Source organism: Exilibacterium tricleocarpae, from assembly GCF_007004655.1.
Lineage (GTDB): Bacteria > Pseudomonadota > Gammaproteobacteria > Pseudomonadales > Cellvibrionaceae > Exilibacterium > Exilibacterium tricleocarpae.
In genome coordinates, this window is record NZ_ML660093.1 from 299409 (window position 1) to 312591 (window position 13183).

Annotated in this window: 9 protein-coding genes; all 9 read left to right on the plus strand. The window is 49.0% G+C overall.

Annotated elements, in window-relative coordinates:
- The first annotated feature begins 583 nt into the window (after nucleotides 1–583).
- Nucleotides 584–7225 (plus strand): FG-GAP-like repeat-containing protein, encoded by a 6642-nt coding sequence (locus FKG94_RS12825; RefSeq protein ID WP_179957628.1) that lies wholly within the window; start codon nucleotides 584–586, stop codon nucleotides 7223–7225.
- 3 nt (nucleotides 7226–7228) lie between these two features.
- Nucleotides 7229–7507, plus strand: a complete 279-nt coding sequence (locus FKG94_RS12830; RefSeq protein WP_142904730.1) for a hypothetical protein — start codon at nucleotides 7229–7231, stop codon at nucleotides 7505–7507.
- 288 nt (nucleotides 7508–7795) lie between these two features.
- Complete coding sequence (locus FKG94_RS12835) at nucleotides 7796–8851, plus strand: transposase (RefSeq protein ID WP_142904731.1); 1056 nt, start codon at nucleotides 7796–7798, stop codon at nucleotides 8849–8851.
- Entirely contained in the window at nucleotides 8763–9419 is a 657-nt protein-coding gene (locus tag FKG94_RS12840; protein WP_142904732.1) for an RHS repeat domain-containing protein, read from the plus strand. Before FKG94_RS12835 ends, FKG94_RS12840 begins: the two co-directional genes overlap by 89 nt.
- Nucleotides 9412–9606, plus strand: coding sequence for a hypothetical protein (locus FKG94_RS12845; RefSeq protein ID WP_142904733.1), 195 nt, complete (start codon nucleotides 9412–9414; stop codon nucleotides 9604–9606). Before FKG94_RS12840 ends, FKG94_RS12845 begins: the two co-directional genes overlap by 8 nt.
- 113 nt (nucleotides 9607–9719) lie before the next feature.
- On the plus strand, nucleotides 9720–10223 hold the full coding sequence (locus FKG94_RS12850; RefSeq protein ID WP_142904734.1) for a hypothetical protein: 504 nt from the start codon (nucleotides 9720–9722) through the stop codon (nucleotides 10221–10223).
- Nucleotides 10224–10257: 34 nt separating this feature from the next.
- Complete coding sequence (locus tag FKG94_RS12855) at nucleotides 10258–10782, plus strand: hypothetical protein (RefSeq protein ID WP_142904735.1); 525 nt, start codon at nucleotides 10258–10260, stop codon at nucleotides 10780–10782.
- A gap of 734 nt (nucleotides 10783–11516) precedes the next feature.
- The gene (locus FKG94_RS12860; protein WP_142904736.1) at nucleotides 11517–12080 is read left to right on the plus strand and encodes a hypothetical protein; all 564 of its coding nucleotides are present in this window, start codon (nucleotides 11517–11519) and stop codon (nucleotides 12078–12080) included.
- Nucleotides 12081–12210: 130 nt separating this feature from the next.
- Nucleotides 12211–12654: a hypothetical protein gene (locus FKG94_RS12865; RefSeq protein WP_142904737.1), complete on the plus strand. Its 444-nt coding sequence runs from the start codon at nucleotides 12211–12213 to the stop codon at nucleotides 12652–12654.
- Nucleotides 12655–13183: the final 529 nt, after the last annotated feature.

Sequence of the window (13183 nt, forward strand, 5' to 3'; positions counted from 1 at the left end):
ATTTAAAGATGTTCGCCATATTACTGTTGGTGTTTTGTGTGCTGCACATAGCTGCTTGATTTTTATGAAATTTTCCTGGGGTGGGATAACATTATATTGAAAAAGGCCGTTGAGCTTATAGGAAAACTGTGAGTAAAGTTTGTGAGAATTTCTTATTTTAAAATTTTTCGTTATTAATTTGACTTTGTAAACTTAGACGAAATTCAGGTTTATCGTTAAGTCTGCCCAGCTTATTAACACGGCAGAGTTTCGGGATTTAGTGATTTCTAAGTCTAGCCAAGTTGTAATTTTTGATTCATATAATGTTGTGTTGAGCAACTATAGTATCGTCTTTGCAGGGCACAGTATGCATAGTAAAAAAATCCTATAGGCTGGTATTTTTTATTAATAATTGTTGACAGTTTTTGGAGAGGGTGAATATTATCTAAAGCGCTGGATGTGTAAGTAGTCGGCTGCCTACGTTAGTGATAACACTTGCTTTTCGTTAACAATGACAACAAAAGGAATTTACGCCATGCTATCTTCCAGATCTTCTTTAGTGCTGTTTTATTTCATTTTTTCGCGTATGCTACTTTTGTTGTTGATGACAACATTAGGTGTGCTGGCGAGTGTACGGGCGGTGCAGGCTAACATAGACTTAAGTGCTAATTTATCGGCGCCAGCGACCAGTGACGGTAACTATACGGTAAGCTGGAACAATCCGGCCGGCTTCCGGTATACATTGATTGAGCAAGATGACAGCGGCAACTTTCAATTTGTTTACTCCGGCCACGGTAATTCGTTTACATTTACCGATAAACCTGAAGGCTCTTACACCTACAGTCTTATTTGTTTTGAACACATATGCCCTATCCCTGAAGACCAGGTCACTGTATTAGTGCGCGCAACACCCCCCGGCACCCCGGGCAGCGGCCCGGTCGTCGGCCACCCCGACGTCGGCGCCATCGGCGGCAGCCACAGTGTCGGCAACGACGGCAGCGCGTCTTACCAGGTTCCCATCGCACTGCCGCCGGGTATCGCCGGCGTGCAGCCTGAACTGGCCCTGGTTTATAACAGCAATGGCGGTGACGGCATTGTTGGCAAGGGATGGGGCTTATCCGGCCTTTCCGCCATCACTGTATGTCCGACCAATCTCCATGACGATGGCTATATCGCTACCAGTGCGGTTTTCTGCCTCGATGGGCAGCGGTTGGTGGCAGTGAGCGGTGCCTATGGTGCGCCGGGCACCGAATATCGGACGCAGCGGGAAAGTTTTTCACAGATTTTTTCTTACGGCGATATCGGCGGCAGGCCGGAATACTTCGTTATGAAGACCAAAGCGGGTCTTATCATGGAATACGGCGCCACCGCCGATGCGAGGACGACAGGGATCGAGGCTGCGCCCGTCCCGGCCTACGGCTGGTCTCTCAATGAAATTCACGACCGCTACAGCAACTATGCCCGCTTCACCTACCACACCGACAATACCGCCGGTGAACACTACATTACCGATATCAGCTACACTGGTAACGCCAATCTCGGTGTTGCACCGATTCATTCCGTTGCATTTGTCTACACTGAACGCGCCCCTGTCGACATCAGTCGGGGCTACTTTGCTGAGAGCAAGGTCCTTAACAACAAACTGTTGTCGGAAATTCAATTGCGTGCCCATGGCAGTATGGTGTCCCGCAAAAAACTCACCTACAGTACCGACTCTACGTTTGGTGATTCGGGTGGCCGCTCGTATTTGTCTCGCCTCGACGATTGCCTTGCCGACGGTACCACCTGCCTGGCGCCGACACAGTTTACCGTGGACCCGGCCGGACTGGTCAACTTTTCGGCCAGAACCTGGCCGGTGTCCAATGTTTGGGGTGGTGCCGGTTATATCAAGGTCGGTGATTTTAACGGTGATGGTATGGATGACCTGGCCTCCGCACAAAGCGGCCTTATGCATATGAAGCTAGCGACGGGCACGGGTTTTACCAGCGCGACCTGGCCGGTGGCCAATGCCTGGGGTGCGGCCGCTAACACCTGGGTCGGCGATTTTAACGGCGACGGACTTAGCGATATTGCGTCGGCCAACCGCGGCAATGTGTATATGAAACTGTCCACCGGTAACGGCTTCACCAGCCAGACCTGGACCGTGCCCAATGTCTGGGGCGATACCCGAAACATCTGGGTCGGCGATTTTAACGGCGATGGACGCAGTGATATTGCCACGTATAACGGCAGCACGGTGTATGTGCACCTGTCGACCGGCACGGGTTTCACCACCCAAAACTGGGGCGGTGGAGGGCTCTGGGGCGGCGCCGGCTGGAATTTTGTCGGCGACTTTAACGGCGACGGTATGATGGATATTGCGTCGCGCTACTACGAGAAAACCTATGTGCGCTTGTCTACAGGCACAGGCTTTACATACGACCGGTGGACCTTGTTCAGCAACTGGGGCAGCGAAGCCTATACCTGGGTGGGGGACTTCAATGGCGACGGCTTAAGCGATATCGCCTCGGCCAATGGCGGACAGGTTTTTATACAGATATCTAACGGGCGTACCTTTTTGAACGAGGCCTGGCCCGTACCGAACAACTGGGGTGATGGCTCCGGGTGGACCTGGGCGGCGGACTTTAATGGCGACGGGATGACGGATATCGCATCCACAGATCAAGCCCTGTCTCCTACATCAATTGAAATGAAATTGTCCACAGGCAACGGCTTTATCAGTAAAAGACGCACGGGTGGTAGGGAGTGGGGCGGCGCTGGAGGCGTCAGACTCGGCGATTTTGACGGCGACGGTATTACCGATATTGCCTCTATTCATGGTGGCAACGTTTATATGAAGCGTTCCACGGCTAAGACGACGACATTAAGTAAAGTTACGAATGGTTTTGGCTTTGAAACGAGGTTTACCTACAAACGGCTAACGGATGCCTCGGTTTACACAAAAGATCCGGTTTCACCTTACCCGGCCATGTCCGTGCGCAACCCCCAATACGTGGTGTCGAAAGTAGAGACCAGCGACGGTATCGGCGGCGTTAACAGCAGCAGCTACCGCTACACGGGTAAGAAGGTGCACCTGCGCGGTATGGGCACTCTCGGCTTCCGGCAGATGACCACCACCAACGATGATACAGGTATCACCTCGGTGGCGACTTTCAGCCAGGACTATAACGAGCGTCTGCAGGGTATGTTGTTACAGTTAACCACTACAGCGCCTGGCAGTATTGTCACCAGTAACACCGTCAATACTTGGCAAACAGCCCCGTTCGGCTCTGGCGCTGCGCGTCGCTATCAAACCCGGTTAAACCAAACCACGGTGACTAAACGCGATCTCAATGGTGCGTTTTTACACAAAGAGGTCAACACCTACCCCAGTTACGATGGTTACGGCAATCTGTTGACGACGGAGAGTAAACTCTACAACGCATCAAACGTCTTGCTGCGTACCTCGACCACTGCCAACACCTACACCAACGACAGTAGCAACTGGTTAATCGGCCAGCTCGCCCGCACCCGCGTCAACACCCATGTTGTGGGCCAGTTGCCTCGTGCCAAGGTTTCCACCTGGCTCTACGACGGCACTACCGGTCGAAAAACCCGCGAGCAGATTCGACACCCCGACAGCGACGACATTCTGCACGAGACCGCCTACGGTGTAGATGCCGGCGGAGCCACGGTGGTAAACGGCTTCGGTCATAATCTGGCGGTAACTGTGAGTGGCCCTGATTTTGCCAGTCGCACCAATAGTGTTTCCTACGACGGCAGAGGTCGCTTGAGCACCCAGACTAACGCGATTAACCAAGCAAGCTCGCGTACCTACTACACAACCGGCAGCACCCTTGATGGCGCCTACCCCGAAAAAGTGAAAACTGTCACCGACGCCAATGGTATCGTCACACTTTTTAAATACGACGGCTTTGGGCGGGTACAGGAGACGATCAGCGGCTGGGGTTCCGGCACACCCATCAGCACCACGGCTGCCTATCGGTATTGTGACAGTAGTTGCCCGGTGAACGCGGTCTACTACACCCTGGAGTACACCCAAGGTGGTACCGAAGGCCGTGTCTACCTGGACGCGTTGGGGCGGGAACTGCGCAAAGGTGTGCTCGGACTCGAGACCTTCAACGGCACGCCCAAGTTTGTGTACACGGACTATCAGTACAATACCCTGGGGCAGAACACCAAGGTCTCCGAACCCTATTTTGAGGGTGGGACGCGCTACTGGAGCCAGTTGAGTTACGATATCCTGAGTCGTGCCACCCAAACCACGCTGGCTGACGGCCGAGTGGATACGGTCGATTACAACGGGTTGACGGTCAGCTCCCATATGGATGTCACCGGAGTCAACCAGCACAAGGTGCTGGTGAAAAATGCCATGGGCCAGGTTATCCAGAGTCAGGACAGCGACAGTAACCAAGTCGATTACGAGCACGACAGCCATGGCAATATGACCCGGGTAATCGATCCCGCCGGCAATACCACCGTGATCACCTACGATGAACTGGGTCGCAAAATCAGTATGGATGATCCGGATAAAGGGGTATGGTCCTACACCTACAACGGTCTGGGCGAACTTATCACCCAGCGCAATGCCAAGGGCGTGGCCAGTTGCAGTGCTTACGACCTGTTGGGCCGACTGACCAAGCGTATCGATAATTACAGCGGTAGTGTGTCTGGCGCCGTGGGGCTGCCGAGTGATGCTACGCAGCAGTGTGCCAACGACACCGGCAATCCCGAAACGGCTACCTGGACCTATGATACGGCGACGGGCGCGGCAAAAGGCAAGCTGCACCGGGTCAACGGCAAAAACGGTTTTGTCGAGACGCATAGTTACGACAGCCTGGGGCGTCCTATAGAGACCCGCAAAACCGTCAACGGCAGCACCTACAGTGTCGGCATCAGTTACGACAGCTTCAGCCGCCCGTTGACTACGACCTATCCCGGCCCGAGCAACCGCCTGCAAATCAAAAATATCTATCACAGTAGCCTGGGTACGGTGGTCCAGGTGCGCAATGCGGCCAACAACGCTCTGTATTTTGATGCCAGGCAGTGGGATGCCCGGGGCAATCTGGTCGATGAAGTCTACGGCAACGGTGTGGAGACGTTGCGCGGTTATGAAAACACCACGGGCCGCCTGACCGATATTCGCAGCCATACCGCCGGCAGCGGCATGCTCGATGTGCAGGACCTGAAGTTTACCTTCAGTAAAGTCGGCAACTTGGACTATCGCGAAGACTTCCGCAATTACTTTCGCGAAGACTTCAGTTATGACAGTCTCAACCGGCTAACGACCAGTCAAGCCAACTTCGATGTGGGCGGGCCTTACAACGAGACACGCACCACGACGGTAGGCTATAACGCCATCGGCAATATCCTCAGCAAGACTGGCGTGGGCAATTATAGTTATGGCGGGACTTGCAGTGGTGTACAGGCCGGCCCCCATGCCGTGACGGCCATCAGTGGCGCCAAGAGCACCAGCTATTGCTACGATGCCAATGGCAATATGATCAGTGGTGATGGCCGCACCATCACCTATTCCCATTTCGACAAACCGACGCGTATTACCAAGGGCTCGGCTGTCACTGAAATCACTTACGGCCCCGACCGTGATCGTTACTTTCGTAAAGATACCATCAGCGGCAAGGTCTCCGAGTACACCTATGTCGGTGGTCTCTATGAGAAGGTGCAGTTCAAGGATAATGACACGACGGTTAACAAAACCGAAGAGCGTCACTTTATCGGCGGTTTTGCGGTACTGACGCTGGAAAACCGCACCGGCAGCAGCGCGGGAGTTAGCAAAACCCGCTATCTGCACAAGGACCATTTAGGGTCCGTGACCACCATTACTGACGAGACCGGCAGTATTGTCGAGGAATTCAGCTTCGACGCCTGGGGCAAGCGGCGGGCGAAGAGCCGAGCCGAACTGGAGGCGATTCTGGGTCGTAGTTGGCCGCAGTTGACGGGGTTCGAGAAAAACAACCAGACTCTACCCGCCCTGACGCTAGTCTCGACCATCACCAATCAGGGGTTTACCGGCCATGAGCAGTTGGATGCGGTGGGGTTGATCCATATGAACGGTCGGGTCTATGATGCGGAGATCGGGCGTTTTATCAGTGCCGACCCGTTTATTGACGACAGGACCAATTTACAGGCGCTCAATCGTTACAGTTACGTGCAGAATAACCCGCTGTCCTATACGGACCCGAGCGGGTATTTTTTGAAGCCCTTGTTATCAAAAGTGGCCAAGTTGGTGAAAAAGACCTTCAAGGCCATTGGCAATGCGGTGCAGTCGGTGATCCAGGGTGTGGGTCGCATGTTGGGCAAGGTGCCGTGGTTGCAGGCGGCGGTGGGGGCGGTGTTGGCGGTCTATTGCCAGTGGTGTCTGCCGATGTATTTTGAGGGTATGATGTATCTCAACGCCTCAATCACCCTGGCCAACGGGGGCTCGGTGGGGGATGCCTTGAAGGGTATGGCGGTAGCGGTGGTGAGTGGCGGTATCACGCAGGGCATCGGTGGCGGTATATCGAGTGCGCTGACAAAAGCGTTTAGTGTCACGACTGAATTGGGTGGGCAGATTGTGAGTCTTGCCAGTTCGACCATTACCAGTGGTATTGCGGCCAAGGCCAGTGGTGGGAAGTTTGCTGATGGAGCGCGGATGGGGGCGGCTTTAGCAGGGTTGAGTTGGGCGTTGAGTGCGAGTGCGCCGAAGGCGGGGAATCACAGTCCGGGGGAGGGGCCTGAAGATGAATATAAGATGGCAGGGTGCGAAGGGGTGCCTGGGAAGTGTGGTGATGTGTCGAAAAGTGCACAAAAGGGAGATGGAAAGATTGATTTAACCGAGCATGAAGGGGTAAATGGTTCTCATACAATAGCAAAGCATGTTGGCAAATCTGATCAGCAGTTATTAAAAAGAATTAACCAAAGTTATAAAGTTGGCCCCATAAAGATCGGGCTTAATGAAGCCAGTTCGTTCTCATCACTAGAATCTGCCAATAACCTTGTGTCATCTGTTTTAAGTACAAATGAAGCCGAAATATCAACTTTTTTGCAATCTGACCAGAATACTTTAGTTCTAAATAAATCTTTCGGATCGACCACTGGTAGAGTTGCTTATAGAACTGGAGGCAACATTTTTCGGCCTGGTAGAGTTAACTTCGGCACGGGTAATAGTGTAAGAGTGGTCATCCGTAGGAATGACAGTTTTAGTGGCGGTTTTAATGTTCATACCGCTTTTCCAACGAGGAATTAAATAATGAATATCCCCGAAGTATGGATTTCTTTTGGTATGTTTTTACATCAAGATTTTATTTCAATGTATCCAGATTTTTTTTCTGGAGTTATTGAGTTTGCTCAAGGACTTTCACCAGCTGATCGCTATGAATTTAAAGCTTTTATCTCAGAGATTGTTAGTGGTGATTTGAATAAGAAAGAGCTTTACGAGTTATGGGAAAAATCTGGTAGCCAGCTCAGAGTTGATAACCTTCCAGAAATGTTTGTTGGAATTGATAACGCGCTAAAAAAGATAAATTAAAATAATCAGAGTGGAAGCTTAGCCCCGCTCTTGCGGGGCTAACTGCGAGTTCTGGGGACAGTTCACCGGATTGAGTACGCAGCGCGACGCTTTTAAAGCCTAGCTTTAGCGTTGGACTTATGGCAATGAGCGTAGTGTGTAGGTTCTTTAATCTTTCAAGGGAGATGAACATTTGCATAGCTTCGAATGGGATGTAGCACAGGGGGTCAAGTCTTGACTAATAGTTAGTACTGAAATGCAAGCCATGCTAGACTCCCCCTTCAAGTTTTGAAGCAAGGAGGTTTCAAAATGGCTCGGCCGTTGCGAGTGGAATATCAGGGAGCGTATTACCACGTCATGAATCGTGGTCAGGATCGGAAGCAGGTATTTGACGGGGACAAGTATTACCAAGCTTTTCTGCAAGGACTTGCAGAAGCTCACCGCCGATTTGGTATGGAAATCCTGGCTTACTGTCTAATGAGCAATCACTATCACTTACTGGTTCACACACCACGTGGAAATTTGAGCCGTGCGATGCGCCACGTGAATGGCGTATATACTCAGCGTTACAACCGTCTTAAACAGAAAGATGGCCCGTTATTTCGAGGCCGTTACAAGTCCATATTGGTAGATGCCAGCGCGTATCTGCTCCAGGTTAGTCGCTATATTCACCGCAATCCGCTGGAAGTCCGAAATCCTCTGGTTGATAACCTATTGTCTTACCCCTGGTCGAGTTATAGCACCTATGTGACGAACAGCACTTGCCCGCAGTGGCTGTATCGCGAACCAATCTACGGGGAAATTGGTGGGACACCGCCGGGGCAGGCTTATCGTGAGTATGTTGAAGAAGGTACAGATAGAGAAATCCCGGAGTCTCATGGTAAGCCTGGATTTTCCGTAATATTGGGGTCGAAAGCATTCAGGGAAGAAGCTTGCGCGAAAGTGGTAAGTTGGAGGGAAGTATCGCGAAAAGGTTTGGCGGAACCGGTGTCGATCGTGGCAGTAGTGGATGCTGTTTCGGCCTATTATAGATGTGAAAAAACATCGATTATCATTGGCCGGCGCGGTCCCAGGGCAAATATACCACGCTGGATAGCGATGAAGTTATGTCAAGACCTTTGTGGACAGACATTGAGTGAAATTGGAAAAGAGTTTGGTGTCGGTAGTTATTCGACGGTATCGCAGACAATAGCTCGGCTAAAGACTTTGATGAAGAAGGATAGAAAAATCGTTGCGGACCTAAATACTATTAGTCAAGATTTGACCCCCACTTCTAGTGACGACTATCACCGACGAAACCGGCGGTATTGTCGAAGAATTCAGTTTCGATGCCTGGGGCAAGCGGCGCGCGAAGAGCCGAGCTGAATTGGAAGCGATTCTGGGCCGTAGTTGGCCGCAGTTGACGAGTTTCCAGAAAAACAACCAGACTATACCCGCCCTGACGCTGGCCTCGACCATCACCAATCAGGGTTTTACCGGCCACGAGCAATTGGATGCGGTGGGGTTGATTCATATGAACGGTCGGGTCTATGATGCGGAAATCGGACGCTTTATCAGTGCCGATCCGTTTATTGACGACAGGACCAATTTACAGGCGCTCAATCGTTACAGTTACGTGCAGAATAACCCGCTGTCCTATACGGACCCGAGTGGTTATTTCTTGAAGCCGCTGCTGTCAAAAGCGGCCAAGCTTGTCAAAAAAGCCTTCAAAGCCATTGGCAATGCGGTGCAGTCGGTGATCCAGGGTGTGGGTCGCATGCTGGGCAAGGTGCCATGGTTGCAGGCGGCGGTGGGAGCGGTGATGGCGGTTTATTTCCCGTGGGCCCTGCCGATGTACTTTGAGGGTATGATGTATCTCAATGCGTCGATCACCCTGGCCAACGGTGGCTCGGTAGGGGATGCCTTGAAGGGTGGCGGTAGCGGTGGTGAGTAGCGGTATCACGCAGGGTATCGGCAGCGGTATATCCAGCGCGCTGACAAAAGCGTTTAGTGTCACGAGTGAATTGGGTGGACAGATTGTGAGTCTTGCCAGTTCGACCATTACCAGTGGTATTGCGGCCAAGGCCAGTGGCGGGAAGTTTGCCGATGGAGCGTGGATGGGGGCGGCTTTGGGGGGTTAAGGTGGGCGTTGAGTGCGAGTGCGCCGAAGGCGGGGAATCACAGTCCGGGGGAGGGGCCTGAAGATGAGTATAAGATGGCGGGGTGTGAAGGACTGCCTGGGAAGTGTGGTGATGTGTCGAAAAGTGCGCAGGAGAGGTTAAATGAATTAGCCGCAGATACCATGGCTGGTAAATATGACTCGCCACAGTCTGCGGCAGAAGCTTTAAATAACGATGAAGCTCTAATGGATTTTGCGAAGGCAGCGGGTAAAGAAATTTGGGCTGTAATAGATCAAAAAACTTTTAGTATTAAAGAAGTCGGAGTGGGATCTTCTTCGTCTGCTAGAGGTGTATATCTTGGTTCCTATCGAGGGGGAGATAGTGTCTGGCACACACATCCTGGTGGTGGTGATATTCATTCTGGAGATTGGAATTCAGCATACCTTGAGGGGGGAAGGGGTAGCGCTGCTTATATCTTTGCTTCCGGTGACAGGCTTACTGGGTACAATATGCGCGCTCACTCATTACCGTTTAGCAGCGCTGGGGGTTACAGAAATTACAGTGGAAGCTGGAGGTTCGAGAAACTAATCTTCAGCAATGGCTCTTGGTCTTCTATCAATGGATCATTTTCAAAATAAAATTAACAAAGGGGATGTTACGAGGTGCAATGTTGTGAATAGGTTTTTATTGCTTTTTCTGTTATTTGTATGTATTAGCTCAAACTCTGATGAGCTTGTTTATACACGTGAAACAGTTAATAGTTATTTGAATTCTAGTGAAGGCATATATGTTGTTGTAAAAGTCGGTGGGCGAATTCCATACAGTGAATATAGAGAATATTTGATAAGTCAGTTGGATGAGCATCAGATTTACAGCTCTTGGAAAGGTATCGAATTCAAAAAAACAGAAGAGTTCTTGATTTTGAAGAATTATAAGGGGTTTGGTGATGTCGGTGGTATTATAAATGTCGCATCGCTTTCTGATTATGGATTAACTAAGATCGGTAAAAAATACTTTCTATTTATACGTAAAAATAGGGGAGTCTTAGAGTATGGAGCGTGTGATGTTTTTAGTTTGGAGGCTATTCCAAGTGCTATGGAGAAAAAGCTAGACGACATTATATCTTTTATTCGTAATAGCACTCTTACGCCATGTTTGTTTGATGTGAGATATGATGACCCCGAAAGTAAAGAATAGAAATAAGGACAAGAGTACAGGGGTCAGTACAGAGGGTCAAATCTTGACTAAGTACAGAGGGTCAAATCTTGACTAATAGTTAGTATTGGCTTGCGCGGTCCCAGTGCAAGTATATCGAGCTAGATAGCCATGAAGTTATGTCAAGACTTTGCGCACAAACATTGAGTGAAATCAGAAAAGAATTTGGTACCAGCAATCATTCGACAGTATCGCAAACAATAGGTCGGCTAAAGACGCTAATGAAGAAGGATAAAAATATCGTGCGGCTTAAATACTATTAGTCAAGATTTGACCCTCCCATCAAGAGGACCCCGCTGCGGCTGATCATTACTCTCGAAATGCCGAGAATGACCAGTTCTTCAAAGACGAAGGTCTATATGGAAGGGATGATCTCACGATCGACGAAGTGCAAAATGCAGGGGACTATGGCATGAAGCAAGCCTCAGCTTCAGAGACGGCGTACCATAGGATTGGTGAAGGAAATGAAAACAATCTGAAATTCACCAGTAAGGTAGCGCATAAAGAAAGTTGGTATCAGAGAAACTGGTCTAATCGTTATGGGCGATATGAGATAATACTGCAACCGAATGGAGATGGAACTTTTACTCATGTTCTAGGTAGCCTAAACATGGGTACTCTAAATCGAGGAAACAATCCTATAACACACTTTTATAGGGATGTTATCCCTTACAAAAGATACGGCAACATGCCGGAATAGTTTGAGGACATAAGGCGTGTTTATAAATAAGTTTAGGTTTTTTATTATATTATTGGTTGTTACTCCGTTTATGACTGCTTGTAGAGTGTATAATCTTTATCAATACAAACCTTTGGCTCTCGATGTATTGGGTGGAGAACTTATTGTCAGTCTAGAAGGTACCTATGGAGAAAATTACGAGAAAGATGGCAAAAGGTTTGCGGATTTTGGTGCTCCTTATAACTTGAAATTTATGCTTTCTATGCCTTATGAGTATGATTTGGTTGAAATTCAAATCAGGGATATAGAAATTGTTGGCGAGAAGAGTAAAAGGAAGTTTTTTTTACCTGATACCGGAAGCAAAAAGATCAAAAATCCAAGGAACCGTTCAAACCCTGATGCGACAGCAAGAACTGTTATTGCGTCAGTAGGTAACTTGTCATCAGAAGACTTTGAATATGAGCCGTACTCGTTAACCGCTACAGTGGTTGTTTATGCTAGTGAAACATCTTTTCGCGAAGAAGAAATTTCTTTACGGTTAGAAACAGACTATAAGAGAGAACGCCGCAGTGACTGGTTTGATAAAAACATGAGTATATAGGAAAAATGAGCCGGGATTCGGGGGACAGTTTAGAATGGCACTTCCTTAAGCTTAAGGAAGTGCCATTCGGGACAGTTCACTGAATTATGCATGGCATGTTAAAATTTATGGAAGGACCGATATTTAAAAGATGAACTGTATTAATAGGTTTTTCTATCAGTCTTTAATTGTTAGTCTAATGATTTTCTTGTCTGGCTGTTCTAGAGAACCAAAGATATGGCTGTATAACTTTTCGGGGGCATCTGTTAATATAAGTTATCCCGGCCAACAAATTTTGATTGAACATGAAGATGCTTCACTGTTTAAAAATTGGGGTGCAAAGAGAAATACTCTGGAGCCATACGATTTAAAAGTAGGGTTTGGTGAAAATTCCTTCTGTTATTTTTTACAGAGAATAACGATTGGAGGTTATGCTCAGTATGATACATCAAAAAAACTGGTTTTAAGACTTAGGCTTGACCAAGATAAAAGTATTAGTGTGTATAAAGCTAATGGTGATTTTAACTCACGAAGCCCGTTAGGCATTCAGCCTAAAGGCTATCCTTCACAACCTGAAAGATGTCCAAACGACTGATAAAAGTGAATAAGGAGTAGACTAGGCTGCTACTTTCTTAAGCCTGAACTATTAAAACAAAACACGATTTCTGTCTCTTCAAATTATCGGGGCTCTGGGGACAGTTCACTGAATTAGATGCGCAACGCGAACTTTTTAGAGCCTGGTCTTAGCTTTGGACTTTTCGTAGTGGGCGCAATTTCCCGCTTAATAGAGGGTGAGTGGAGTTAGAGTAAAATTTTATAAATTGGAATGGCCCCAAGCTCAGTGTGTTTGCTGGTCGCGCCAACATTGGAGAATGACAATTTTGGAGTGTCAATGCTATATCAAGTTGAACCCAGTAAGAGCAAAGATGGCAATAACCTCGCCGACTATTTCTGGCCCAGCTATCAAGTCATCGCACTCGGGATCGAATCGAACTAAAGCCACCCCACGAGCAGTATAAGGTTATGTGCAAGACGGAGCCGGCATGTCGCGCTGCCCATTGGACGTTATTTGCTACCCAGGTTGATAAAGAGCTACTTGGCACTGGTTTTTACTCTGACCCTAA

Excerpts from the sequence above, each read along its gene's own strand:
- FKG94_RS12825 (WP_179957628.1), top strand. The coding sequence starts at position 584 with ATGACAACATTAGGTGTGCTGGCGAGTGTACGGGCGGTGCAGGCTAAC.
- FKG94_RS12830 (WP_142904730.1), top strand. The coding sequence starts at position 7,229 with ATGAATATCCCCGAAGTATGGATTTCTTTTGGTATGTTTTTACATCAA.
- FKG94_RS12835 (WP_142904731.1), top strand. The coding sequence starts at position 7,796 with ATGGCTCGGCCGTTGCGAGTGGAATATCAGGGAGCGTATTACCACGTC.
- FKG94_RS12865 (WP_142904737.1), top strand. The coding sequence starts at position 12,211 with ATGAACTGTATTAATAGGTTTTTCTATCAGTCTTTAATTGTTAGTCTA.